The 25,049-nt window shown below is 61.2% G+C and carries 25 protein-coding genes and 1 tRNA gene; 13 read left to right on the top strand and 13 right to left on the bottom strand.

The genetic code is table 11. From position 1 onward, the window contains the following. Together ACI5KX_RS08725 and ACI5KX_RS08720 are read right to left on the bottom strand one after the other, a co-directional pair. The gene (locus tag ACI5KX_RS08725; RefSeq protein WP_406810280.1) at positions 1 to 465 is read right to left on the bottom strand and encodes a hypothetical protein; all 465 of its coding nucleotides are present in this window, start codon (positions 463 to 465) and stop codon (positions 1 to 3) included. A gap of 40 nt (positions 466 to 505) precedes the next feature. Continuing rightward, the gene (locus tag ACI5KX_RS08720) at positions 506 to 1,165 is read right to left on the bottom strand and encodes a hypothetical protein (RefSeq protein WP_406810279.1); all 660 of its coding nucleotides are present in this window, start codon (positions 1,163 to 1,165) and stop codon (positions 506 to 508) included. Positions 1,166 to 1,375: 210 nt separating this feature from the next. Here ACI5KX_RS08720 and ACI5KX_RS08715 point away from each other — a divergent pair, with 210 nt between their 5' ends. The 3 genes from ACI5KX_RS08715 to ACI5KX_RS08705 are packed head-to-tail and all read left to right on the top strand — an operon-like array spanning position 1,376 to position 4,652. Continuing rightward, positions 1,376 to 3,355, top strand: a complete 1,980-nt coding sequence (locus tag ACI5KX_RS08715; protein ID WP_406810278.1) for a pilus assembly protein TadG-related protein — start codon at positions 1,376 to 1,378, stop codon at positions 3,353 to 3,355. Continuing rightward, positions 3,352 to 3,951, top strand: coding sequence for a TadE/TadG family type IV pilus assembly protein (locus ACI5KX_RS08710; RefSeq protein ID WP_406810277.1), 600 nt, complete (start codon positions 3,352 to 3,354; stop codon positions 3,949 to 3,951). The genes ACI5KX_RS08715 and ACI5KX_RS08710 overlap by 4 nt, the downstream gene beginning before the upstream one ends. Next, positions 3,948 to 4,652 (top strand): TadE/TadG family type IV pilus assembly protein, encoded by a 705-nt coding sequence (locus tag ACI5KX_RS08705; RefSeq protein WP_406810276.1) that lies wholly within the window; start codon positions 3,948 to 3,950, stop codon positions 4,650 to 4,652. Before ACI5KX_RS08710 ends, ACI5KX_RS08705 begins: the two co-directional genes overlap by 4 nt. A gap of 63 nt (positions 4,653 to 4,715) precedes the next feature. Here the strand turns inward: ACI5KX_RS08705 and ACI5KX_RS08700 are convergent, their stop codons facing one another. The 4 genes from ACI5KX_RS08700 to ACI5KX_RS08685 form a co-directional block, all read right to left on the bottom strand. Further along, on the bottom strand, positions 4,716 to 6,098 hold the full coding sequence (locus ACI5KX_RS08700; protein WP_406810275.1) for a pyruvate dehydrogenase complex E1 component subunit beta: 1,383 nt from the start codon (positions 6,096 to 6,098) through the stop codon (positions 4,716 to 4,718). A 3-nt stretch (positions 6,099 to 6,101) separates the two neighbouring features. Continuing rightward, entirely contained in the window at positions 6,102 to 7,184 is a 1,083-nt protein-coding gene (pdhA, locus tag ACI5KX_RS08695; protein WP_406810274.1) for a pyruvate dehydrogenase (acetyl-transferring) E1 component subunit alpha, read from the bottom strand. A gap of 181 nt (positions 7,185 to 7,365) precedes the next feature. Next, complete coding sequence (locus ACI5KX_RS08690; RefSeq protein WP_406810273.1) at positions 7,366 to 7,680, bottom strand: septum formation initiator family protein; 315 nt, start codon at positions 7,678 to 7,680, stop codon at positions 7,366 to 7,368. A gap of 106 nt (positions 7,681 to 7,786) precedes the next feature. Then, the gene (locus tag ACI5KX_RS08685; protein ID WP_406810272.1) at positions 7,787 to 8,947 is read right to left on the bottom strand and encodes an acyl-CoA dehydrogenase family protein; all 1,161 of its coding nucleotides are present in this window, start codon (positions 8,945 to 8,947) and stop codon (positions 7,787 to 7,789) included. 159 nt (positions 8,948 to 9,106) lie between these two features. Here ACI5KX_RS08685 and ACI5KX_RS08680 point away from each other — a divergent pair, with 159 nt between their 5' ends. Genes ACI5KX_RS08680 through ACI5KX_RS08670 form a run of 3 tightly spaced genes read left to right on the top strand, consistent with a single transcriptional unit; the run spans position 9,107 to position 12,161 of the window. Next, positions 9,107 to 9,976, top strand: a complete 870-nt coding sequence (locus ACI5KX_RS08680; protein WP_406810271.1) for a mechanosensitive ion channel family protein — start codon at positions 9,107 to 9,109, stop codon at positions 9,974 to 9,976. A 53-nt stretch (positions 9,977 to 10,029) separates the two neighbouring features. Continuing rightward, a complete protein-coding gene (locus ACI5KX_RS08675) occupies positions 10,030 to 10,944 on the top strand; it encodes a haloalkane dehalogenase (RefSeq protein ID WP_406810270.1) in 915 nt (304 codons plus the stop codon). Continuing rightward, positions 10,941 to 12,161 carry an MFS transporter gene (locus ACI5KX_RS08670; protein ID WP_406810269.1) on the top strand — a complete coding sequence of 407 codons (1,221 nt, stop codon included), beginning with the start codon at positions 10,941 to 10,943 and terminating at the stop codon, positions 12,159 to 12,161. Before ACI5KX_RS08675 ends, ACI5KX_RS08670 begins: the two co-directional genes overlap by 4 nt. Positions 12,162 to 12,167: 6 nt before the next feature. Here the strand turns inward: ACI5KX_RS08670 and ACI5KX_RS08665 are convergent. The 4 genes from ACI5KX_RS08665 to grxC all read right to left on the bottom strand — a co-directional run bounded on the left by ACI5KX_RS08665 (position 12,168) and on the right by grxC (position 13,851). After that, a tRNA-Arg gene (locus ACI5KX_RS08665) sits at positions 12,168 to 12,244 on the bottom strand. Between the two features lie 33 nt (positions 12,245 to 12,277). Continuing rightward, complete coding sequence (locus tag ACI5KX_RS08660) at positions 12,278 to 12,748, bottom strand: DUF1178 family protein (RefSeq protein ID WP_406810268.1); 471 nt, start codon at positions 12,746 to 12,748, stop codon at positions 12,278 to 12,280. Positions 12,749 to 12,756: 8 nt separating this feature from the next. Beyond that, positions 12,757 to 13,578 (bottom strand): carbon-nitrogen hydrolase family protein, encoded by an 822-nt coding sequence (locus ACI5KX_RS08655; protein ID WP_406810267.1) that lies wholly within the window; start codon positions 13,576 to 13,578, stop codon positions 12,757 to 12,759. 9 nt (positions 13,579 to 13,587) lie between these two features. After that, positions 13,588 to 13,851 carry a glutaredoxin 3 gene (gene grxC, locus ACI5KX_RS08650; RefSeq protein WP_406810266.1) on the bottom strand — a complete coding sequence of 88 codons (264 nt, stop codon included), beginning with the start codon at positions 13,849 to 13,851 and terminating at the stop codon, positions 13,588 to 13,590. Positions 13,852 to 14,019: 168 nt separating this feature from the next. Here grxC and ACI5KX_RS08645 point away from each other — a divergent pair, with 168 nt between their 5' ends. Continuing rightward, the gene (locus tag ACI5KX_RS08645) at positions 14,020 to 14,505 is read left to right on the top strand and encodes an Hsp20 family protein (protein ID WP_406810265.1); all 486 of its coding nucleotides are present in this window, start codon (positions 14,020 to 14,022) and stop codon (positions 14,503 to 14,505) included. 455 nt (positions 14,506 to 14,960) lie between these two features. Here the strand turns inward: ACI5KX_RS08645 and ACI5KX_RS08640 are convergent, their stop codons facing one another. The 3 genes from ACI5KX_RS08640 to tpiA all read right to left on the bottom strand — a co-directional run bounded on the left by ACI5KX_RS08640 (position 14,961) and on the right by tpiA (position 17,936). Continuing rightward, the gene (locus ACI5KX_RS08640; RefSeq protein WP_406810264.1) at positions 14,961 to 16,598 is read right to left on the bottom strand and encodes a CTP synthase; all 1,638 of its coding nucleotides are present in this window, start codon (positions 16,596 to 16,598) and stop codon (positions 14,961 to 14,963) included. 94 nt (positions 16,599 to 16,692) lie between these two features. Continuing rightward, entirely contained in the window at positions 16,693 to 17,067 is a 375-nt protein-coding gene (secG, locus tag ACI5KX_RS08635) for a preprotein translocase subunit SecG (RefSeq protein WP_406810263.1), read from the bottom strand. Positions 17,068 to 17,162: 95 nt separating this feature from the next. Then, on the bottom strand, positions 17,163 to 17,936 hold the full coding sequence (gene tpiA / locus ACI5KX_RS08630) for a triose-phosphate isomerase (RefSeq protein WP_406810262.1): 774 nt from the start codon (positions 17,934 to 17,936) through the stop codon (positions 17,163 to 17,165). A gap of 224 nt (positions 17,937 to 18,160) precedes the next feature. Here tpiA and ACI5KX_RS08625 point away from each other — a divergent pair, with 224 nt between their 5' ends. The 6 genes from ACI5KX_RS08625 to trpD are packed head-to-tail and all read left to right on the top strand — an operon-like array spanning position 18,161 to position 25,048. Next, a complete protein-coding gene (locus ACI5KX_RS08625) occupies positions 18,161 to 20,095 on the top strand; it encodes a SurA N-terminal domain-containing protein (RefSeq protein WP_406810261.1) in 1,935 nt (644 codons plus the stop codon). 22 nt (positions 20,096 to 20,117) lie between these two features. Further along, positions 20,118 to 21,647 carry an anthranilate synthase component I gene (gene trpE, locus ACI5KX_RS08620; protein WP_406810260.1) on the top strand — a complete coding sequence of 510 codons (1,530 nt, stop codon included), beginning with the start codon at positions 20,118 to 20,120 and terminating at the stop codon, positions 21,645 to 21,647. After that, entirely contained in the window at positions 21,644 to 22,474 is an 831-nt protein-coding gene (locus ACI5KX_RS08615; protein WP_406810259.1) for a phosphodiester glycosidase family protein, read from the top strand. Before trpE ends, ACI5KX_RS08615 begins: the two co-directional genes overlap by 4 nt. Next, on the top strand, positions 22,474 to 23,451 hold the full coding sequence (gene pip / locus ACI5KX_RS08610; protein ID WP_406811346.1) for a prolyl aminopeptidase: 978 nt from the start codon (positions 22,474 to 22,476) through the stop codon (positions 23,449 to 23,451). The genes ACI5KX_RS08615 and pip overlap by 1 nt, the downstream gene beginning before the upstream one ends. Next, positions 23,448 to 24,059, top strand: a complete 612-nt coding sequence (locus tag ACI5KX_RS08605; RefSeq protein ID WP_406810258.1) for an anthranilate synthase component II — start codon at positions 23,448 to 23,450, stop codon at positions 24,057 to 24,059. Before pip ends, ACI5KX_RS08605 begins: the two co-directional genes overlap by 4 nt. Further along, positions 24,056 to 25,048 (top strand): anthranilate phosphoribosyltransferase, encoded by a 993-nt coding sequence (trpD, locus tag ACI5KX_RS08600; protein WP_406810257.1) that lies wholly within the window; start codon positions 24,056 to 24,058, stop codon positions 25,046 to 25,048. Before ACI5KX_RS08605 ends, trpD begins: the two co-directional genes overlap by 4 nt. Position 25,049: the final 1 nt, after the last annotated feature.

The raw sequence follows: 25,049 nt of genomic DNA, 5'->3' as shown, positions 1-25,049 counted from the left end.
TCAGCAGCGACAGCCGGGCTTCTTCGCCGTTGGCTTCGGCGCGCTTGTTGCGAATTCGGCCTGTGTCAGCTCGGCATTGCCGTCTGCATCCATTTCGTCGAACCGCGTTGCGGTGGTCACCGCCCATTCTTCGAAGGTCAGCAGGTTGTTCCCGTCGACATCGAGCTTGCGGAAACCGTCCGACCGGCTCGAGAGCATTTCGTTGCGGGTGATTTTGCGATCACGGTTGCGATCGTAGCGGAAGAAACGCTTCTCCTCGCGCGTCAATTCACTGGCTTCAGGCGGTTCGGGACCTTCCATCTCGCCTGGATCGGCATCCGGCAGATCTTCGGGATCGAAAGCTGCGCCCTCCGCCTCGGGCGGAGGCGGAGCATTCGCTTCAACCTGCGCGCGGCCCTGCCACCAGAACACACCCACTCCTGCCAAGAACAATCCGACGAACACACCAAGCATTGTCTGGCGCACATCAAGTCCCCCGTCTGCAATATTATGGGATTACACCCAATCAGCGGCCAATGATACCCGCCCTGAGGGCAACCAGCGCCGCGCCGCGCCCGTCCATCAGCGGCTTACCTCCGCGCTCCAGCGCGCGCCGCGCGAGAGCATCGAGCACAGCAAGTCCGCGGAGTTCGCGCGGATGCCGCCCGCCAAAGTCGTTTAGATCGCGCGCCGCAGCGATGATCGCGGACCGTTCGCTTTCTTCCGATATACGCGCAACCGTATCGGCCAGTGCCCAACGCTGGGCGGAAGTGGCGGTGCGACCTTCATCTCTGCGATCGGCGGACTCCAGGAAGACTCCGAATGGATGTCCTCTGTCCGCAGCGTACTGCCGAAGCTCGTTCTCCCCCAAGTGATCGGCTATCACCAGAATTTCCCAGGCGTCCACGACCTTCTGCAGCGCGTTTTCCTGCCCTTGCCATAGTTCGCCAATGGCATCGAGCACCGCATCCCCGCTCGGTCGCTCTTCGACGGGCTTTCCCAGCATGTCGCGCCACCATGCCAGCCGCATCTGCCCCAGCATCGGCTCGGTTGTCGCGGAAACGATCCGGCCCAGACGCCGATCCAAGGCGAGGAACGTCCTTAATCGCCCGGCAACCTTTTCGGGGCTGTAGGCGATGGCGAGTTCCGCTTCTGGGGGCAGGCTCTCAAGATCATCGGGGGTCACCGTGCGGCTCGTAGCCTGTGGTTGGCCCCGATTGTCAAGTTTCAGGTCTGATTCCAGGCTCATCGAGCGAATTGACCAGCGAAATCGAGCGTTAGTCTTCCATTAACCATGCTGTTTCGAATTTCGCTTACCTCAGTTCGCTAAGTCGGCCCAATGCATCTGCTTTCCCGGACTATTCCGCCTAGGAATCAGCACAAGGATCACCGCCGTATGGGCACTGAACACGACAAGCAACCAGCGACACAGAAGACTTTCTGGCGCAGGCTGGCGACCGACCCGACAGCGAACACGATTGTCATTTCGGCAGCGGCGCTCGTGCCGCTCATGGCTATGGTCGGCGGAGGTGTCGACGCCAGCCGTTATTACATGGCCGAATCTCGTCTCCAGGCTGCATGCGATGCCGGCGCCCTCGCCGCCCGCCGCGCCATGGATCAGGATACGTTCGCCTCCGAACACGAGACCATCGCCAACAATTTCTTCGATCAGAACTACCGCGACGGCCAGTTCGGTATGGAGGACCTCACGCGGACCTACATCGGCACCGCCGATGGCAAGGTACAGGGTACGGCGACCGGTCGCCTCCCGACCACCATCATGGACGCATTCGGCTACGACGAGTTCAATCTCACCGTCGAGTGCGAAGCCGATATCAACATCTCGAACACCGACATCATGTTTGTGCTGGACGTGACCGGTTCGATGAACTGCGCGCCCGACAATCCGGGCGGCGGCAGCTGCGGCAACACGCCCGATCCGGGCTCGAAAATCGACGCGCTGCGTTCTGCAACGCTGACCTTCTATGACACGGTCGAAGCCGCGACGTCCGATACGGCGCAGGTGCGCTATGGCATCGTGCCTTACTCGAATGCCGTGAATGTCGGAAATTCGCTCGATCGCGCCTGGCTGGCCGACACCCACACCTATCAATCGCGCGAGCCGACTGTCATCGTAAACGAAGAGTGGATCACTATCGGTTCGAGCGACGAGAACCGCACAGGTGAGCGATACAACTACGACTATATTGGCCGAGTTCGAAAGGAATGGCAGCCAGTATCCAGTTCAGATTGCAGTAACTATTACTACAACTACCAGGAATGGGACGTTTTCGAGTCTCCTAACGGCGCAAGCGGCACGGTCATCAGCGATGACGGCACAACGCGTGTCACAGAGTATACGGGCCGCTTGCAGTGGCGCGTCCTTTATGATGGACGCACCTATAATTATAATAATAGCCGAGATCGGTGTCGGATCGATTTCGATACCTACACCTACACGGCCTACGGTACTGCAACGGTGACAGAGCAGCTTCAGCGGACCGAAACGCCAGCTTATCGCTACGACGCGATCGAATACGATCTGACTTCTCTTTACAGTAGCGGGTCATTCACTGCTCCGACTGGAAGTAATGGCTCAGGCGAAACCCATACTTGGGCTGGTTGTATTGAAGAGGCTAATACGTCACCGAACACCACAACCGATTTCTCACCGATCCCTGCGGCAGCCAACGACCTTGACATCGATTTGGTACCGAACGGCGCGGACGAATACTGGAAGCCGGCGATCAACTCGTTGGTTTTCTACCGCTACGACAGCTCCGGAAACTGGAGCCGAGACGAGCAGATCACGACCAGCAACTGGAACGGCAACCCCACCGATTACTGCCCCAAGGCGGCGCGCAAGCTCGCCCCGTTCGCCAGCCGCTCGGACCTCGAAAGCTGGCTTTCGGAAGCCAACGGTTTCCGGGCCCGTGGTTCGACCTATCACGATATCGGCATGATCTGGGGTGGCCGCTTCATTTCGCCGGATGGGATCTTCTCCTCGGAGAATTCGTCTGCGCCGAACGGCGATGCGATCACCCGTCACATCATCTTCATGACGGACGGTCTGCTGTCGACCAGCAACACGGTCTACACGCCCTACGGCATCGAATGGTGGGACCGCCGGATCACCGATGACGGCAATAACGGGACGAGCAGGCCCCGCCACGCCGATCGCTTCCAGGCAGCCTGTAAGGCGGCACGCGACAAGAACATCTCGGTATGGGTGGTCGCCTTCGGCACCAGCCTGAGCCAGAACCTGATCGACTGCGCAACCCCGGGCCGTGCCTACGAGGCAAGCGACTCGGATTCGCTCGATGCGGCTTTCACCGAGATTGCCGAGAAGATCGCTGCGCTGAGGCTCACGGCATGATCGGCCGGATCCTGCCAAAGCGCCTCGGGGGCGACGAGAGCGGTGCGACGCTGACGGAGTTCGCCTTCGTCGCACCAATCCTCTGCCTCATGGTGATGGGCATCTTCGACATGGCTCACACGCAATACACGCGGGCGCTGATCAACGGCTCGATGCAGAAAGCGGGCAGAGACCTTACGCTCGAAAGCGCTGGCAGCCAGGAAGCCAATATCGATGCGCGGGTGATCGCCCAGATCAAAACGGTCGCGCCCAACAACGCCACCGTCACCCTGGAAAAACTCTCGCACTTCGATTTCGCGGATATCGGAGAGGAAGAGGAATATTCGGACGATAACGGCGACGGCATCTGCAACAACAACGAGCCGTTCGTCGATGCCAACGGCAATGGCCAGTGGGATGCCGACCGCGGTGAAACCGGCGTCGGTGGTGCGCGCGATGCGGTGCTCTACACCGCCGTCGTGAAATATGACCGACTGTTCCCGATGTATGGCCTCGCCGGGATGTCGCAGGACGTGGAACTTCGTGCGTCGACGGTGCTGCGCAACCAGCCATACGACCAACAGGACCGCACAGTTGTCACGGGGAATTGCTCATGATTGCGCACGTACAGCAACAGACCGCTTCCTTCGGTGCCAGGCTGCGCCGCAAGGCGCGCAGGATGCGCGATTGCGGATCGGGCGTGGCGATGGTCGAGTTCGCCTTCAGTGCACCGATCGTCATCGCGCTCGGCATGATGGGTGCCGAAACAGCCAATTTCGCCATTACCCATATGCAGATCAGCCAGGTCGCCATGCAGGTGGCCGATAATGCCTCGCGTGTCGGCGAATACGACGTGCTGGTGAACCGCAAGGTTTACGAGGACGACATCAACCAGGCCTTCGTCGGTGCGGAAAAGCTCGGCGGGCGGTATGAAATCTTCGAAAACGGTCGCATTATCCTTTCGAGCCTCGAACAGAACTCGGAAGGCGGACAGTGGATTCACTGGCAGCGGTGTCGCGGTGCAAAGAACCACACGTCGAGCTACGGTGTCGAAGGCGATGGCGCGACCGGGACGACATTCCCCGGCATGGGCGAGCCCGGCAAGGAAATCACGGCCAGCAACGGCACGGCCGTGATGTTCGTCGAGGTTTCGTACACCTATACGCCGGTGACGCCGTTCGAATTCTTCGGCGATACCGAAATCCTTTACACGGCCGCGTTCAACATCCGCGACCAGCGCGACCTGACCCGAATCTACCAGACCAACCCGGTCTCTCCGGTGGCGCGCTGCAACGTCTTCTCGGCCGACCGGCCCTAAGAGCCACAAGAAAGGGCCGCTCCGGAACAGTCCGGGGCGGCCCTTCTCGCATCCAGAGTTGGATCAATCGACGTAGCAGACCTTCTTGGCTGCTTCGACGATGCGAGGGGCATCGATGAGCGCGAGCTTTTCGAGGTTTGCGGCATAGGGCAGCGGTACGTCCTCGTTGCATACCCGCAAGACGGGCGCATCGAGATGGTCGAACCCTTCCTCCATGCAGATCGCGATCACTTCCGACGCGATCGAACAGGTCGGCCACCCCTCTTCCGCGATCACGAGACGGTTGGTCTTGGCAAGGCTTGTCAGGATCGCCTGCTTGTCGAGTGGACGCAGCGTCCGCAGATCGATAACTTCGGCGTCGATGCCCTCCTCGGCCAGCTGCTCTGCCGCTTCGAGCGCGAAGCCCACGCCGATCGAGTAACTGACGATGGTGACGTCGGAGCCTTCGCGCATGGTGCGCGCCTTGCCGATCGGCAGGACGTAATCTTCGATATCCGGCACGTCGAAGCTGCGTCCGTATACCAGCTCGTTTTCCAGGAATACGACCGGGTCTTCGGTGCGGATCGCGGCTTTCATGAGGCCCTTCGCATCGGCTGCATCATAGGGTGCGATGACGATCAGGCCGGGCACGCTCGCATACCACGGGCCGTAATTCTGCGAGTGTTGTGCGCCGACTCGCGAGGCCGCCCCGTTTGGGCCACGGAACACGATCGGGCAGCGCATCTGGCCGCCCGACATGTAGTTGGTCTTCGCGGCCGAGTTGATGATGTGGTCGATTGCCTGCATCGCGAAGTTGAACGTCATGAACTCTACGATCGGACGCAGGCCGCCCATCGCCGCGCCGGTGCCGACCCCGGCAAACCCGTATTCGGTGATCGGCGTGTCGATCACGCGCTTCGATCCGAATTCGTCGAGCAGCCCCTGCGTTACCTTGTAGGCGCCCTGATATTCGGCGACTTCCTCGCCCATCACGAACACGCGCGGATCGCGGCGCATTTCTTCGGCCATGCCGTCGCGTAGCGCCTCGCGAACCGTGGTGCTGGTGAAACTGGTCCCTTCCGGAATATCGGGATCGGCCTGAGGTTCGCGCACCGGCTTTTCGGGTGCTTCCGTTGAGCTGGCCTCGTCGGTGCCTTCGTCCTCGTCCGGCGCGTCCTCGGCATCGGATGACGGTTCGGGGGCTTCGACTTCGCCCGCATCCTCGCCTTCGCCTGTGAGCATGGCGATCACCGTGCCGACAGCGACGTTTTCCGTGCCTTCCGCCACGACGATCTTGGCGAGCGTTCCTTCATCGATGGCTTCGAATTCCATCGTCGCCTTGTCGGTTTCGATTTCGGCGATGATGTCGCCCGGCTCGATCGTATCGCCTTCAGACTTGAGCCATTTGGCCAGAGTGCCTTCTTCCATCGTCGGCGAAAGCGCCGGCATCTTGAGTTCGATAGCCATGGATCAATACTCCTCCACCAGAACATCGGTGTAGAGTTCGTCTGGCGCGGGCTCGGGTGAATTCTCTGCAAAATCAGCGGATTCGGCGACGATCTTGCGGATTTCCTTGTCGATAGCCTTCAATTCCTCCTCGGTCTTGCCAGCCTCGATCAGCGTCTTCTTCAGACGCTCGATCGGGTCATGGTGGTCGCGCTGTTCCTGCACTTCCTCTCGGGTGCGGTACTTGGCGGGATCGGACATCGAGTGCCCGCGATAGCGATAGGTGTTGAGCTCCATCAGCACCGGGCCCTTGCCCTCGCGCACATGTTTGAAGGCAACTTCGGCGGCGGCCCGAACTTCCAGCACGTCCATGCCGTTCACATCCATGCCCGGAATTCGAAACGAGGTGCCGCGGCGGTGAAAGCGGGTTTCGGCCGAGCTGCGCTTGGTCGACGTGCCCATCGCATACTGGTTGTCTTCGACCACGAACACGATCGGCAGGTTCCACAGCGCCGCCATGTTGAAGGTTTCGTAGACCTGCCCCTGGTTCGCCGCGCCATCGCCGAAATAGGCAAGGCACAGCCCGCCATCCTCGTTGTACTGGTGCGCAAGCGCGAGCCCGCCCCCAAGCGCGACCTGTGCGCCGACGATCCCGTGGCCGCCGTAAAACTTGTGCTCGGTGCTGAACATGTGCATCGAGCCGCCCTTCCCCTTCGAGATGCCGGCTTCGCGGCCCGTCAGCTCGGCCATGATGACCTTGGGATCGATGCCATAGGCGAGCATGTGACCGTGATCGCGATAGCCGGTGATGACGCTGTCCTTGTCGCCATCGAGCGCGCTTTGAAGGCCGATCGCGACCGCTTCCTGGCCGATATAGAGGTGGCAGAACCCGCCGATGAGGCCGAGGCCATAGAGCTGACCCGCCTTTTCCTCGAACCGCCGGATGAGGAGCATCTGGCGGTAGAATTCCATCATCTGGTCTTCGCTCGCATCGAAGCGCTTGCTGGCTTCGAATTCTTCCTGGAGCGAGTGAAGGATGAAATCCGGATCGTCCGACGGAGCGATCGCTTCATCGGCTTTGGTCTTGCTTGCGGGCTTCTTCGCCAAGGTGTGATTTCCCTCTATTTGCAGGCGCGCTGGCTGGGGAGGAGCGCGCGCCAAATCCCAGCGCCCCCTATAGGCAGGAGTTCGGGCCGGACGCAACGTCAACCAGCCTCCACAGGCGTTGCAAATGTCGCAATTTCCGGTGTTTCGAAAGGGCAGGATCGCGCGAATTCGTATGCGCGCCCTATTCTCCGAGCGCGGCTTCGTCCTCGATCGTGATGACGACCTCATCGGCGTGCAGGACACCGAGATTCTTCCTCACGAGTTCGCTCGCAAGATCGGGGTCGGCCGCTTCGGGATCGAGCAGATCGACCCGGTTCCTGAGCGCATCGCGCTTCGCCTCGAGTTCGGCGATCTGCGCCTTGCGTTGGTCGAGTGTCTGGGCGTTCTCACTCCACGCAAGAAGTCCGGTCGGCCCGGCAATCGCGAAACCGGTAAGAACAAGCAGCGCGAAGAGGGCCAAGCCCTGCCGCATCTGTTCCTTCACTGGTTTGCGCATTGGTATGTCCCCGATCCTGTTGCCACAGAATCATAGTTAACGCGTCGCATCAAGTCGAAAACGCCGCGGCGGTGCGGATTTGCGCAAGAACGAAGCCAAGCGGCGATCAATAGGAGCGCGGCAGGCCGAGCACATGTTCGGCGAGATAGGACAGGATGAGGTTCGTTGAGATCGGGGCGACGGTGTAAAGGCGCGCCTCGCGGAACTTGCGCTCGACGTCGTATTCCTCGGCAAACCCGAAGCCGCCGAAGGTCTGCACGCACATGTCCGCCGCCGCCCAGCTTGCTTCGGATGCGAGCAGTTTCGCCATGTTGGCCTCTTCGCCCGGATTGCCGCCCTCGTCGTAGACGTGCGCGGCATGGTGAACCATCAGTTCCGCCGCGCGCATCTGGGCGTAGCAGCGCGCGATCGGGAATTGCACGCCCTGGTTCTGCCCGATGGGGCGAGAGAAGACATTGCGATCGCTGGCGTATGCCTTGGCCTGCTCGATGAACCACTTGGCATCGCCGATGCACTCTGCTGCGATCAGGATGCGTTCGGCATTCATCCCGGAAAGGATGTAGCGGAAGCCCTTCCCTTCTTCGCCGACCAAGGCACTGGCGGGTATACGCAGGTCGTCGAAGAACACCTCGCACGAGGAGTGGTTCATCATGGTGCGGATCGGCTTGATCGCCATGCCGTTTCCGATGGCCTGCTGCATGTCGACGAGGAACATCGAGAGCCCTTCGGTCTTCTTCTCGACCTGGTCCTTCGGTGTCGTCCGCGCGAGCAGCAGCATCAGGTCGGAATGTTCCGCACGGCTCGTCCAGATCTTCTGCCCACTGATTATGTACTCGTCACCATCGCGGACGGCGCGGGTCTTGAGGCTGAGAGTATCGGTGCCGCTCGTCGGTTCGGACACCCCGAACGCCTGAAGCCGGAGCGCACCGCTGGCGATCTTGGGGAGGTATTCGTCCTTTTGCGCGTCGCTGCCGTACCGCAGCAGTGTGTTCATGATATACATCTGCGCGTGCGCAGAGCTGCCGTTGCAACCGCTTGCCTGGATTTCCTCCATGATCACAGCCGCCGCATCCAGGCTGAGCCCGCTTCCACCATACTCGGTCGGAATAAGCGCAGCGAGGAAGCCGGCCTTGGTCAGCGCATCGACAAATTCGCCGGGATATTCGCGCGCAGCGTCCTTCTTGCGCCAATATTCTCCGGGGAAATCCTCGCACAGCGCCCGCACCGCGCGGCGGATTTCGGCCAGTTCTTCACTCTCGGTCTGCATCGAAATCTCTCTCGTCCACGATCGCGCGCTGATTGCCTGCCGCCGGAAGCGATGTCCACCTCATCAGTTTGCTAATCCACCCACGCGCCTGACCCGCCCCGCCCGGAACCATGGCAAAGGCTGGCCCGTTAGTCGGGAAAGCAAGAAGAGGGAAACGATTTGAATTTGCTCGAAACACTGCTCGACCAATTGAACGGCATGGCGGATCAGGCGGTCCGAATGTTGCCATCTCTGGCAATCGCCGTAGTCATTCTGATCGCCACTTCGATCGTCGCGAAGTTCACGGTGAATATTGCCAACATCCTGATCGGCAAGACCGAACTTCGCCCGTCCCTGCGCACGCTGATCGAGACCTTGGTCAGGCTCGGCGTCTGGCTGCTCGGTCTGATGATCGCCGCGATCATCATCTTCCCCGACCTCACGCCCGCCAGTCTCGTCGCGGGGCTCGGGATCGGAGCAGTCGCAATCGGTTTCGCATTCCAGGATATCTTCGAGAATTTCCTCGCTGGTGTCCTGATTATGGTGCGCGAAAAAATGCGCATCGGAGACGTGATCGAATGCGAAGGGATTATCGGCAAGGTCGAACACATCACACTGCGCGAGACTCATGTCCGCAAGCTGTCGGGCGAAGTTACCGTCGTACCCAATTCGATCCTGTTCAAGAATCCGGTCGAAATCTTCACCGACAAGGAACAGCGACGTCATGACGTTGTGATCGGCGTTTCCTACGACACCGATCTCGACCAAGCCGCCGAAGTGATCCGCAAGGCCGTGACCGATCTCGAGGAAGTCGACACGGAAAAGGGCATCGACATCTTCGCACAGGAGTTCAATTCGTCCTCGGTCGATTTCCTCGTGCGCTGGTGGTCGGGATCGACCCCGCGCGCCGGGTGGGAATCGAAGGACAAGGTGGTCCGTGCGATCAAACGCGGGCTGGACGAGGCGGGAATCGAAATCCCGTTCCCCTACATCACCCATACCTTCAAGGAGCGCGTGCCTCTGGGAGAAAGCCCTGGCGAAAGTGCCTGAGGCTGTCGCATAGGTTTTTTCGTGCTACTCATCTCCGCAAGGAGATGAGCAGCATGAGAATCCTTACGTCCGATCCAGCCCGATTCAGCCATCTTCCCGACTACCCGTTCGAGGAGCATTGGATCACCGTCGATCTCGGCGACGGTCACTCGGGGCGGATGCACTATCTCGACGAAGGGCCGCGACATGCACCGCCGGTGTTGCTGTTCCACGGTGAGCCGAGTTGGAGCTTCCTCTATCGCAAGATGATCCCGCCGCTGGTCGATGCCGGGTTTCGCTGTCTGGCGCCCGACCTGATCGGCTTCGGCAAAAGCGACAAGCCCGACGATATCGGCTTCTACACCTATGACCGGCATGTGAACTGGCTGAAGCAGTGGCGCGATGCCGTCGTGCCGCAACCTGCTGCGCTGTTCTGCCAGGACTGGGGCGGATTGCTCGGGCTGCGCATGGTGGGCGAAGAACCCGAACGCTTCGCTTGCGTCGTCGCCAGTAACACCTTCCTTCCGACCGGAGGCACACCCTCACCCGCTTTCCTCGCGTGGCGGGAATTCGCCAAGAGCTCGCCGGACTTCAAGATTGGCGAGTTGCTTCAGCGGGCCACCGCAACCGAACGAACGCCTGAGGAAATCGCCGCCTACGATGCGCCGTTCCCCGACGAGCCGAGCAAGGCCGGCGCACGCGCATTTCCCGCCCTGGTCCCGGTCGAAGACGGGATGGACGGAATCGAGCAGAACAAACGCGCATGGGAAGGGCTGGCCGCTTTCGACAAGCCGTTCCTGACGCTGTTCGGCGAGGACGATCCCGTCACCGGCGGGCTCGGTGAGCATCTCATCAGCCGAATTGCCGGTGCCGAGGGTATGCCGCACGCCATGCTATCCACCTGCGGACACTTCTGCCAGGAGGATCGCCCGGTGGATCTAGCGCAGGGCGTGATCGAAACTGCACAGAAGGCAGGCTTCCTCGTTTGAACAGTCACAGCGTAACACCGCCCGACCATCTTAGTCGCGCGCAGGAATATGCGCTCGCGGTGACGGTCGCCGTGGTTACGGCCAATGCCTATTACATCCATCCGATTATCGGTGAAGTCGCGGCGAGCTTCGGGGTAAGCGATGCGCGGATCGGCATCGTCCCTGCGCTTAACCAGCTGGCTCTGGCGCTAGGTATTCTGCTGCTTCTCCCGCTGGGCGATCGCTATTCGAACAAGCGCTTGTGCATCGCCTTTGTCTCCGCGCAATGCTTGTTCATGCTTGCAATGGCCTTGGCGGAAGGATTCATCGCCTTCACCCTCGCCTCGACTCTGCTCGGTTTTGTCACCATCGCGCCGTACCTGATCCCGGCATTCGCTTCGAAGCGCGTCGCCCCCGAGCGCCTCGGGCAGGTCACGGCTCTGCTGACAGCCGGAGTCATATTCGGAATTCTGGTCGCGCGCGTGGGCGCGGGTGTTGTCGCCGAGCATTTCGGGTGGCGAACTGTCTATTGGTGCGCATTCGCGCTCATGGCGGCCGTCACCCTGTTCCTACCGATCGCCATGCGAACAGAGGCGAGCGCGGACAAACGCCCGCAATCGACCTATCAGGCTCTGATCGCCTCGGTGTTCACGCTTGCGTTGCAGAACCGCGACATGATGATCTCTGCAGTGATCCAGGGGCTCAATTTCGCCGCTTTCACGGCAAGCTGGCTTGCGCTGGCTCTGCACCTGACGGGGCCCGATTTGGGATATGGCGTGGACACAGTCGGCTATCTCGCAGGTATCGCCGCAATCAGCATTGTCACGACGCCTCGGCTCGGGCGCTGGGCTGACAGTATCGGCGCGCGGCGCGCGCGGCTGATCGCGTCGGTGTTACAGTTTGCAGGGATTGCCCTGATGTACCCTCTCGGGTGGAGCGTATGGACGATCATCGTACCGCTCACGATCACGAACATGGTCGGGCCCACGATCGATGTGACCGGACGCATGACCTTCCTCTCGCTCGAACCGGAAATCCGCACGCGGCTCACCACCAGTTACATCGTCATGATGTTCATCGGTGGCGCGCTTGGCAGCATTCTCGGCACGTCGATCTTCGACCTTGCCGGATGGGCAGGAACGTGCGTGCTTCTGGCCGTGATGTCGGCGTCGGTTGTTGCGCTATCCTTGTTGGCGGAGCGGAATTGGAGGCGCTCGGGCGCAACTGCCAAGATTTGAAAGTGTTGGTGACCCCGGCGCGATTCGAACGCGCGGCCCTCAGATTAGGAATCTGATGCTCTATCCTGCTGAGCTACGGGGTCCCGAAAGCCCCCATAGCAGCGCGAGCTTTCCAATCAATTGAGTTTGTCGGGCGGCGCCACGGGAAATGGCAGCGGCGCGACCGGCACACCTTCGTCGACCAGCGATTTGGCTTCCTCCAGCGTCGCCTGGCCGTGGATGGGCGCCTCATCGCGTTCGCCATAATGCATCTCGCGAGATTGCTCGGCGAACTTGTCTCCCACCCAAGTGCTGTTCTTGAGCGCCTTCTCCTGCGCTTTCGCAAGAGCCTGCATCGCCTGCTTCACTTCGGCCGTCATCGGTGTGTTCGATACCGGCTGCGAGCTCGATTTGGCGACGGGAGATTGGTTTTGGGTGTTGCCCTTTGCAGGGACGGCAGGTGCCATCGGGGCCTTGTCGACCACGTCGGATCCGCACTCGGGGCAGCTAACGAGACCGCGTGCTTGCTGATCCTCGTAATCCGAAGACGATCCGAACCACCCTTCAAACCGGTGGCCGCCATCACAGTGCAAGTCGAAAACAATCATGATCCGCTCTAATTGGGGATTTCGCGCTTGTTCGCAAGGCTGGGAAGCTGTCGGCGAACTTCTTCGATCCGACCGAGGTCGATGTCGCAAAAACCGAGTCCCGATTCCTCGCCGCCCATGTCGAGCAGTACCTCTCCCCACGGATCGACCACAAGGCTGTGACCATAGGTCTCGCGCCCGTCCTCATGCTTGCCGACCTGTGCCGCCGCGATGACGAAGGCGCTGGCCTCGATGGCGCGGGCGCGCAGCATGACGTGCCAGTGTGCCGCGCCGGTTGGCCGGGTAAATGCCGCGGGGATGGCGATCGCGTCGCACCGACGCTTGCCAAGAGCCTCGAACAGCGCCGGGAAGCGTAGGTCGTAACAGACCGTAAGACCAAGTCTTCCAATCGGCGTGTTGTCGACTGTCACTATCTCCGTGCCGGGCTCATAGGCGTTGCTCTCTCGCCAGCTTTCACCGGTCGCAAGCTGGACATCGAACATGTGAATCTTGTCATAGTGAAGGATCGGCCCACCGCTCTTCTCGTCGAAGTAGAACGAGCGGTTCGCCCACTTTCCGGCTCCGGTCGCCACGGGCATCGATCCAAGGGCGATATCGAGATCGAGCTCCATTTGCAGGGCTTCCAGACGCTCGACGACCTTTCGAGGGCCGTCACTTTCGATCCAAGGGCCTGCGCGCTTCCGGTCGCGATCCAGAAGGATCGCCATTTCCGGCGTGAAGAGCATCATGGCGTCGGCCTGCGCCGCCTCCACCGCGGCCTTTTCGATTGCCGCGAGATTTGCCTCCGGATCGATGCCCGAAGTCATCTGGAGAACGGCGATCTTGGGCAAGGTCCGCCCCTACCCCGCCAGCATTGAGTCTAGCTTGCCGGTTTCCTCAAGCTCGGCGAGGTCGTCCGAGCCCCCGACATGGACGTCGCCGATGAAGATTTGCGGCACCGTCATCGCGTTCGGAGCGCGTTGCAGCATTTCCTCGCGCTTGGGGCCGCCCATGGTGATGTCATACTCGTTGAACTCGGCACCTTTGGCGGAAAGCAAACGCTTCGCGCGCACGCAGAACGGGCAGGCGAACTTGGTGTAAACGTCGATTTTGAGTTGGCTCATAAGGCTGTCCCGGACCTCTTGAAACGCGAATTCGCCCCACCCAGATAGTCGGTGTCGCGGTGTTTCGCCAGTGCTTGGGAAACGCTCTCCGCGACGGATAACCGCAGGTGCTGCACGAGGCAGGCCTGCACCAATGATCAAATTGCTCAAAGAAGAGGATTTGCAGCTATGTCACGTCTCGATTTCACTCCCTACCGTCGCAGCACAGTCGGTTTCGATCGCCTGTTCGACCTGCTCGAAAGCCAGGCGCGCCACAATTCGGGCGACAATTATCCGCCCTTCAACATCGCGCGCAGTGGCGAAGACAATTACCGCATTACGCTGGCCGTCGCCGGCTTCCGTCCGCAGGATATCGATATCACCGCGCAACAGAACCTGCTCGTCGTCCAGGGCAGGAAGCGTGAGGATGCCGAAGACGGTTCCGAACTGCTTCATGTCGGCATTGCCAACCGCGGCTTCGAACGCCGCTTCGAATTGGCCGACTATGTGCGGGTCGAGAAAGCCGATCTCGCCGATGGCCTGCTGATCATCGACCTCGTTCGCGAAGTGCCAGACGCCATGAAGCCGAAGAAGATTGCGGTGAACGGCGGTCCGACGCTGACGGCCGTCGAAGGCACCAAGTCGGAAGACGATAAGGCCTCTGACGCCGCCTGATCGGCGGAGCCAGCCTCAAAGGGCCAATTGCCAAAATTAAGGGGGCGGATCGCTTGGATCCGCCCCCGCGACTTTTCAGCCGCCTTGTCACGATGCTCATCGTCCGGGTCGCAGAAGACGATCAACCTCGTTTCAAGCCCATTTGAGCGGATGCGATCGAACAGTGCGCCTGATTTTCAAGCCTGTGAAACCGATCCCGCAATCCCGCTAACAACCCCTGTTTTCGCGGCAATTGTCTGATTCTTCTAGCGTGTGACCCCTTACTGAAAGCTATAGCCCTACGCGGACCTAGTCCGCTTTCGCACTATCGCGCAAGAGCAAACTGATCTGCTTGTAAAAACGCGACAAACACAGATAAGCGCCGGAAAATATTAGGGTTTGTCAAATTGACATTTTTGCAACGCAATTACAATGGCTTGAGCGTACTACCGTTCAAAAGCGCCGTCACAAAACCGTCAAAACAGGCGCGACTGCTCGACCGCGGCTGCGATGAATCCAGCGAATAGAGGGTGCGGATCGAAGGGCCGTGACTTGAGTTCGGGATGGAATTGCACCCCGACGAACCACGGGTGATCGGGTCGTTCGACGATTTCCGGGAGCAAGCCATCGGGTGACATCCCGGAGAAAACCAGTCCCTGGCTTTCGAGCGGTTCGATATATTTCGAGTTAACCTCGTAACGATGCCGGTGACGTTCCGAAATCGTCGTTGCCCCGCCATACATGCGAGACACGTGGCTGTTCGCGCCGAGCTTCGCCTCATAGGCACCGAGGCGCATGGTCCCGCCAAGGTCGCCCCCTTCTTCGCGCTGCTGCAGACCCTCTTCGGTCATCCATTCGGTAATGATGCCGACCACGGGTTCGGGAGTTTCGCCGAACTCGGTCGACGAAGCTTGCTCGAACCCTGCGGTACGCGCGCCCTCGATGCAGGCCATTTGCATGCCAAGACAGATCCCGAAGAAAGGTACTTTGCGCTGGCGCGCGAACCGGACGCTGGCGATTTTCCCCTCGCTGCCGCGCTCACCGAACCCGCCAGGCACGAGAATGCCGTGCATCGGTTCCAGCGCGGATACGATCTCGCTCTCGTCCTCGCCTTCGAAGATTTCCGCGTCGATCCACTTGATGTTGACCTTAACGCGATTGGCGAGCCCGCCATGGACCAGCGCCTCGTTAAGGCTCTTGTAGGCATCGGGCAGTCCGACATATTTGCCGACGACGCCGATCGTCACTTCGCCTTCGGGATTGAAATAGCGGTCGGTCACATCGTCCCACGCCGCCAGGTTCGGCTCGGGCGCGTCGGTGATGCCGAACCCGCGCAGGACCTCGGCATCGAGGCCTTCCTCGTGATACTGCAGCGGAACGGAATAGATCGACGGCGCATCGAGTGCCGGAATCACGGCCGATTTGCGCACGTTGCAGAAGTTGGCGATCTTCTGGCGTTCGCCATCGGGGATCGGATGCTCGGCGCGGCACAACAGCACATCGGGCTTGATCCCTAGGCTGGCAAGTTCGCGCACAGAGTGCTGAGTCGGCTTGGTTTTCAGCTCGCCTGCTGCGGCGATATAGGGCACGAGTGTCACATGGACGCTCAGCGTCTGCATCGGCTCGAGCTCGTTCCTGAGCTGGCGAATTGCCTCCATGAAGGGCAGCGATTCGATGTCGCCAACCGTGCCGCCAATTTCGCACAGGATGAAATCGTGATCGCCCTGGTCGGCAAGCGCGAATTCCTTGATCGCGTCGGTCACGTGGGGGATCACCTGCACCGTGGCACCCAGGTAATCGCCCCGGCGTTCCTTGGCGATTATGTCGCGATACACGCGGCCCGAGGTAATGTTGTCGTTTTGATGCGCCGAAACGCCGGTAAAACGCTCGTAGTGGCCGAGATCGAGGTCGGTTTCCGCGCCATCGTCGGTCACATAGACTTCGCCGTGTTGATACGGGCTCATCGTTCCCGGATCGACATTCAGGTAGGGATCGAATTTCCGGATGCGGACCTTGTAGCCGCGCGCCTGCAGGAGGGCGGCAAGCGATGCCGCCATGAGACCTTTGCCAAGCGAGGAGACCACGCCGCCGGTGATAAAAATGTACCGCGCCATGGGAGTCGGGCCTTAAGCCTAGTCTTGGATTCGGGGCAAGCAAATTGCTGCGGCCGCGCACCGGCCATCCACAGCCATCGATATCGTCGAGGATTTATTCGGCGAGAGGATCGTCGCTCGGCGGAGTTGCTTCTTCGCCTTCGGCGGCGTCCGAGGTCGAGCCTTCTTCACCGCCACCGAGAATGTCGCCGGTACTTGCCGCAGGAACGTCGCGCTCGAGCGTGGTGGTGATCCCGCTGTTACTAGTTTCGCCGACTGCCACTGCCGCGAGTGCGATGGAGAGGCCGACGAAGAGAACCGCCAGCCACTTTGTCGAGCGGGTCAGGAAATCGGCTGCGCCGCGAGCGCCAAGGGCGGCATTCGGGTTGCCGCCGATGCCGAGCCCGCCCCCTTCGGAACGCTGCATGAGAACGACGCCAACAAGCGCGGCGGCAACGATTGCCTGAAGGACAGTGAGGAAAAGGAACATGGAATGTCGTCTCGAACGTGTCTGAATGTCTGGGCGGGTACTTAGTGACAGGCGTGGCCGGGGACAAGGCCGCATGGAATGTTGGCGCTGCGGGGTCAGCCTTCCTCGGCATCCCCGGCAGCAAGGGCGATACCCATGAAACTGTCGGCTGTCAGGCTGGCACCGCCCACCAGCGCGCCGCCGACTTCAGGAGTGCCGAGGATTTCGGAAGCGTTTTCAGGCTTTACTGAGCCGCCATAGAGGATGCGCACCTCTCCGCCCTGTTCTTCGCCATAAAGCGAAACGAGCAGCGTGCGGATTTCTGCATGCATTTCGGCGATGTCATCGACCGTGGCGGTCTTTCCAGTGCCGATCGCCCAGATCGGCTCGTATGCGACTGTCAGTTTTTCGCTGATCAGATCGGTATCGTCGCCGAAATCGGGCAGCGAAGCCTTGAGTTGCTTCTTGACGAAGTTGACGGCCTTGCCGGCTTCACGGGTTTTCTCGCTTTCGCCGCAGCACAGGATGATCCGCAGACCCGCCGCAAGCGCCGCGTTGGTCTTCTGCTTGATCAACGCATCGCTCTCGCCGTGGTTCTGGCGGCGCTCGCTGTGACCCAGGATGACGAATTTCGCGCCGGCATCGGCCACCATCGTCGCCGATATATCGCCGGTATGCGCGCCGCCTTCCTCGTGATGGCAATCCTGAGCGCCAACGGCGATCTGCTCCGCCTCGCGATGAACCGGGTGAATCAGGGTATATGGCGGGGCGATCGCCACTTCGACTTTCATGTGCCGCTGAGCCGCGCGATCAATCGCACGCGCTTCGGAAAGCATGGCGCGGGTGCCGTGCATCTTCCAGTTTCCGACGATGTAAGGCCGCTGAGGCATCTGTGAATCCTGCGAAATTTCGATCTGAAGCCGAATCTGAAGGGCTCCATGTAGGACCGAGGGGCCGCGTCCGCTAGACGAGGAAAGACTTACAGTCAAAACCTGTGCGAACCTGTTGCCGGGAGGTCGCAGGCCCGATAAAGCGCAACGCCTGATACCCGGCAGGAATGCCGGCCACGAGAAACATTTGCCTACGGCCTACAGCGGCGGGATCCGACCTCACCATGATTTCCTTCTTTCGCAAATTCTTCCAGTCGAAGATCGGACTGCCGATTTTTATCGGCTTCCTTATCCTCGTCGCGCTCGCTTTCGCCGCAGCGGATATCACCGGTTCGACGTTCGGCGGCGTTTCGGGTGGCAACCGGGTGGCGGCGGTCGGCGACGAGACGATTTCGGCCATCGAACTGAGGCAGACTGCCGATTCCGCGCTGCGCACTGTGCAGCAGGAAGACCCGACGGTGAGCATGCCGCAATTCGTCGAAGAAGGCGGGCTCGATGAAGTTCTGAGCCAGTTGATCGATCGCTATGCCATCGGTGAGTATGCCGAGAAATACGGCCTTCGCGCGGGCGAGAACCTCGTGAACAGTGAGATATTGAAGATTGGTGCTTTCAGCGGCGCGACCGGCGAATTCGACCAGGCCGTTTACGAGGCCGCGCTGCGCCGCCAGGGCCTCACCGATGCCACGCTGCGCCGCGATCTTGCTGCCGGATTACTATCCCAGCAACTGCTTCTCCCTGCACTCGCGGTCCCGCAGATGCCCGAAAAAGCGGCCAAGCATTATGCTTCGCTCATTCTCGAACGGCGGCGCGGCGAAATCGCCTTTATCCCGAGCTTTGCTTTCGCGCCGGAAAGTGAGCCGACAGACGAGCAGTTGCAGGCATATTACTCGGAAAACAGGGGGCGCTTTGTCCGTCCCGAACGGCGGACCATTCGCTATGCCGTGTTCGGTGCCGAGAACATCGACACAAACCTTACGCCAACGGCGGCCGAGATCGAGGCATACTACGATGCCAATGCCGAGAATTTCGCCGCACGCGAAACTCGCGATGTCTCCTCGTTCCTTGTTCCGACCGAAGATGCGGCGCGGTCGATGGTGAGCCGCATTCGCGGCGGCGTTTCACTCGAAGCCGCTGCCCGTGAAGCCGGGTTCAGCGTCTCGAGCGTCGAAGACCAGACTCGCGAAGAGCTCTCTTCCTCGCTTAGCGCGGCCGTGGCCAACAGCGTCTTCGAGGCGGGCGAAGGGCAGATCGCCGAACCTGCCCGTAGCAACCTTGGTTGGTACGTGGCCCGCGTCGATGGGGTAACCCGCACACCAGCGAGGAACCTCGCCCAAGCGACTCCGGAAATCACCGAGGAACTGACGGCCCAAAAGCGCGCAGCGGCACTCGCCGATCTCAGTGCCCGCATCGAAGAAGAAGTCGATAGCGGCACTTCGCTTCCCGAAGTTGCCGAAGCTTACAGGCTCGAAATCGAGACGACGCCTCCCGTGCTTGCGGACGGACGAATTTTTGGTGGCCAGGGTCAGACGCTCCCGCCGGCATTGCGTAGGACCGTGGAAACGGCGTTCCAGATGGTCGAAAGCGCACCGCAGCTCGCCGAGATCGTGCCGGGTCAGCAATTCGTGGTTTTCGACGTCGAAGAGATTGCCGAGAGCGCCGCTCCGCCGCTGGCCGAAGTGCGTGAGCAAGCCGTCATTGGCTGGAGGCTCTCCGAAGGAAGCAAGTCAGCGCGCGAGACCGCCGATCGGATGCTCGGCAAAGTGCGAGGGGATACCAGCGTGGCTGCGGCCATCGCGCAGGAAGATACCCGCCTGCCGCCTGTAGAGCGGATCGACCTCGAGCGCAGCGCGCTATTCACCAGGCAGCAGAATCCGCCGCCGCCGCTGGTGCTGATGTTCTCGATGGCTGCCGGTTCGACCAAGCTCTACGAGGCACCCAATGACATCGGTTGGTACATTGTCGATCTCGACGAGATTGTCACCGAGGATATCGATCCCGACAATCCGGTCCTGGTGCAGACCCGCCAGACGTTGGCTCCCGCTCTGCGTGCAGAATATACCGAGCAGATGATCAGGGCGATCCGCGCCGATGTCGGTGTGGAAACCAACGAAAGCGCAGTCGAGGCACTGCGTCGGCAGCTAACCGGCGACATCGAATAGCCGATACGATCCCTCCTTTCGCGTGACCTCAGACACCCCCGCATCCGCCTCGCTTGAGAATGCAGCCGCCGCCGCAAAGGACCTGGCGGCAGGCCGGCACGCCCTTGTCTGGCGCCGGATCGTTGCCGACAGCGACACGCCGGTCGGAGCAGCCCGGCGGCTGATCGAGCCGGGTCGCGGGGATTTCCTGCTCGAATCGGTCGAAGGCGGCGAAGTGCGCGGTCGCTACAGCCTGCTCGGGCTCGATCCCGACCTGGTGTTCCGGGCAAGTGAAAGCTCGGCGCAAATCAACCGCTCTTGGCGGAGCGACCGCGATGCTTTCGAAGCTTGCGCCGGCAATCCGATGGAGGAATTGCGCGCGCTCGCCAACGCATGCCGGATCAATGTTCCTGAGGCTCTCCCGCCGGCGCTCGCCTGCCTCGTGGGCTATTTCGGATACGAGACGATCGGACTCGTCGAGACACTCCCACGCGCACCCCAGAGCGACCTCTCCTTGCCCGACATGTTGTTCGTGCGCCCGACGATTATCCTCGTATTCGACAGCCTGACCGACGAGTTGTTCTGCATCGCGCCGATCTGGGGGAGCGCCGAACCCTCCAAAGCCGTCGAGGAGGCCGGTGAGCGGATCGACGAGACGCTCAGGGCACTGACCCGGCCTCGCCCGCCCGAACCGCAATTTTCGGGCGATACGCCTGAACCAGGCCTTGCGCCGGTCATGGCCGAGGAGGATTACAAGGCGATGGTCGCCCGGGCGAAGGATTACATTGTCGCAGGCGATATCTTCCAGGTGGTGCTCGCCCAACGCTTTACCTGCCCGTTCGAACTTCCGCCGCTTGAGCTTTATCGGGCATTGCGGCGGGTAAACCCGTCGCCGTTCCTCTATTTCCTCGACCTTCCGGGTTTCGCCATCGTCGGCTCCAGCCCCGAAATCCTCGTCCGAGTGCGGGATGGCGATGTGACCATCCGTCCTATTGCTGGTACCCGACCACGCGGTGCTTCACCGGGGGAAGACCGTGAAAACGAAGTGAGCCTGCTCGCCGATCCCAAGGAACGTGCGGAGCACCTGATGCTGCTCGACCTCGGTCGCAACGATGTCGGGCGGGTTGCGGATCGGGGAAGCGTCGAAGTCACAGACAGTTTCACGATCGAGCGCTACAGCCATGTCATGCACATCGTCAGCAATGTGATCGGACGGCTCGCGCCCGACAAGGACGCGCTCGACGCGCTGTTCGCCGGGTTTCCGGCCGGTACCGTTTCCGGCGCACCCAAGATCCGCGCTTGTGAGATTATCGCAGAACTCGAACCTGAAACCCGAGGGGCCTATGCTGGGGGCGTGGGCTATTTCGCGCCCGACGGTTCTGTCGACAGCTGTATCGTCCTGCGCACCGCGGTGGTGAAGGACGGAACCATGCATGTGCAGGCGGGCGCGGGGATCGTCGCCGACAGCAATCCCGATTACGAATACGCAGAGTGCCGAGCCAAGGCGGGTGCGCTGATTGCTGCTGCGAGCGAGGCGGTGCGAGTAGCCAGCGAACCGGGGTTTGGACAATGAAGAAGCTCGCTCTGCCCGTCCTTTTCGCGCCTCTGCTTGTTCTGGCTGGTTGCTCGGAACAGCCTGGGGGCGAGCCCGTCGTGCGGACCTCGCTAGACGGCAGCGATCCGGTCGAGGTTGTCGAGACGCCGGAGTCCGAGCAAAGCATCGCAGCGACCACAGGGGCATGCAAACCGGTTGCCTTCGAAGGCATCGGCCTGACCCACTGCGTCGCCGATCCCGAAGCACATTCGATCCGCACCGCCCTTGCCCCCGCCAGCGGCGACGATTTCGGGACGATCGAGGCATGGGCTGCGGGCAAGGATGAAAGCAACATTGCCTTCGCCATGAATGCGGGCATGTATGGTGATGATCTGAAGCCGATCGGATATTACGTCGAGGACAGCGAGCGGCTGGCCGAGCTCAACCGCGCCGATGGTCCTGGCAATTTCCACATGAAACCCAACGGCGTGTTCTTCGGTTCGGGCGAAACCTGGCGGGTGCTCGATAGCGACACTTTCTACCGTACCGTCGGTGACCGTCCGCAATTCGGCACGCAATCCGGGCCCATGCTGGTGGTCGACGGCGAACTGCACCCGGACTTCCAGGACAACGGTCCTTCGCGCGCGATCCGCAATGGTGTGGGCGTCGATGCAGACGGAAAGGCGCATTTCGTGATCTCGGACGAGCCGGTGAGCTTCGGCCAGTTCGCGCGGTTCTTCCGCGACGAGTTGAGCACGCCCAACGCACTGTTCCTCGACGGCAACGTATCCTCTCTTTGGTACCCTGCGAGCGGCCGCATAGATCGCGGACGTGTCGGGCCGATCCTGGTCGTGGAAAAGAAATGATGGCGAACAGCAACATGCTTTCATACGAGCGCACGCTCTATCCCGAGATCGAGCCATACGAGACCGGCATGCTCGACGTTGGCGAAGGCCATTCGCTCTATTACGAGCGGGTCGGAACGCCCGGCGCGAAACCGGCGGTGTTCCTCCACGGCGGTCCCGGCGGGGGGATGGCACCGTCACACCGTCGCCAATGGAATCCCGAGGCCTACGACGTGCTGCTGTTCGACCAGCGCGGATGCGGAAAATCGACGCCTTTCGCTGAGATCGAGAACAACGACACCTGGCGCATCGTCGAGGATATCGAGCGGCTGCGCGAGATGTGCGGCCACGAGAAATGGCAACTGTTCGGCGGTAGCTGGGGCTCTACGCTCGCTCTCGCCTATGCGGAAAAGTACCCAGAGCGGACCAGTGAGCTGGTGCTTCGCGGTATCTTTCTTGCACGCACGCAAGAAAAGAGCTGGCTCTACGGCTACGGAGCAAGCGAGATCATGGCCGAGCAATGGGACATCTTTTCGGGGCACATACCCGAGGAAGAACGCGGCGACCTCGTGCGCGCTTACTACGATCGCCTGACCAGCGACGATGAGGCGACGCGCCTTGCCGCCGCACGCGAATGGTCGGTCTGGGAAGGCACTGTCGCGACCCTGCTGCCCAACGCAGACCTGATGCGCGATTTCGAGGATCCGGCAAAGGCGGTCCCATTTGCGCGGATCTGCGCGCGCTATTTCCTTGAGGACTTCTTTCTCGAAGACGACCAGCTGCTGCGTGATGCAGGCAGGTTGAAAGGCATTCCCGGCATCATCGTGCAGGGCCGTCACGACATTTGCACACCGCCCGGTGCGGCCTGGGCGCTCAAGAAGGCCTGGCCCGAAGCCGACCTGCGCATCGTTCACGACGCCGGGCATAGCGCTGCCGAACCGGGGATTATCGATGGCCTCGTCCGCGCGACGGATGAACTCGCGGACAAAGCCTCATGATTCTCGTCATCGACAATTACGACAGCTTCACCTTCAACCTCGTCCATTACCTTATGGAGCTCGGGGTCGAGGTGCGGGTCGAACGCAACGATGCGCTGACCGCGCGCGAGGCGCTGGCAACCAATGCCAGCGGATTCCTGATTTCCCCCGGGCCCTGCACGCCCAACGAGGCGGGAATCAGCCTCGATCTAGTCGCCGCCTGTGCCGATGCGGAAAAACCGCTGCTCGGCGTGTGCCTTGGCCACCAGTCGATCGGGCAGCATTTCGGTGGCAGAGTCGTGCGCGGCGGGTTGATGCACGGCAAAACCTCGCCGGTCACGCATGACGGAACGGGCCTTTTTGCCGGCCTGCCCTCCCCTTTCACCGCCACGCGCTATCACAGCCTCGAAGTTGTCGACGCACCCGCGAGCCTCGTCGCCAACGCGCACTCCGAAACGCCTGGCGGCGATCATTCGAGCGTAATGGGATTTCGCCATGACCGCCTGCCGATCCATGGCGTCCAGTTCCACCCCGAGAGCATCGCCACCGAGCACGGCCATGCGCTGCTTGCGAATTTCCTGCGCGTCTGCGGGATCGAAGCCGAATTGCCCGAGAGAGTGACTGCATGAAGACGCTTCCCCTTGCCGTTCCGCACATGAGCGAGGCCGAAGCCGAGGAGGTGTTCGGCTGGATCCTCGATGGCGAAGCCACTGACGAGGAAATCGCACGGTTTCTGCTCGCCATGACTGAACGCAGCGAGACCGCCAACGAGATTGCGGGAGCGGCACGAGCCCTGCGCGCCCGGCTGATCCCGATCGAAGCACCCGAAGGTGCAGTCGATTGCTGCGGCACCGGCGGCGACGGGCACCACACGCTTAATGTCTCGACCGCCGTCAGTCTCGTGGTGGCGGCTTGCGGCGTGCCGGTAGCAAAACATGGCAACCGCGCCGCTTCCTCCAAATCGGGCGCCGCCGATACGTTGGAAGCCCTCGGGCTCGATATGGATGCGGCGGGCCGAACGGCGCAGGAGACGCTTGCCGAAATCGGGATCTGTTTCCTGTTCGCCAAGAACCATCATCCGGCGATGGGTCGGATCCAGCCCATCCGGCAGAAACTCGGCAAGCGAACGATCTTCAACCTGATGGGCCCGCTCTCGAACCCTGCTGGGGTGAAACGGCAGCTGATCGGGATCGCCCGCCCGGGCTATGTGCCAATTTACGCCAACGCCAAGGCCAAACTCGGCACCGAACGCACCTTTATCGTTTCGGGCGACGAAGGCCTCGACGAGCTGAGCCTGGCCGGCGGAAACGAACTTGCGGACGTCACCGGCAACGATTTCGAAATGCGCCGCATCGACGCCGGACAGATCGGGCTTCCGCATGCACCGGTCGAAGCGATCAGGGGCGGCGACGCGCAGCACAACGCCAAGGCCCTCACCGCGCTGCTCGAAGGCACGCCCGGCCCTTATCGCGATGCGGTGGTCTTCAACGCAGCAGCGACGCTGATGGTTGCAGGCAAGGTGAAGGATTGGGAAGAAGGCGCGGCGCTCGCTGCAGAAGCGCTCGACAGCGGCGCAGCCGCAAAGCTTCTGGGACGCTGGATCGAGATGGCAGTCTGAA

Source organism: Erythrobacter sp. GH1-10 (assembly GCF_045363165.1).
Lineage (GTDB): Bacteria > Pseudomonadota > Alphaproteobacteria > Sphingomonadales > Sphingomonadaceae > Erythrobacter.
Note: the sequence above shows the minus strand (reverse complement) of the source record. Positions and strands in the feature narration are given on the sequence as shown.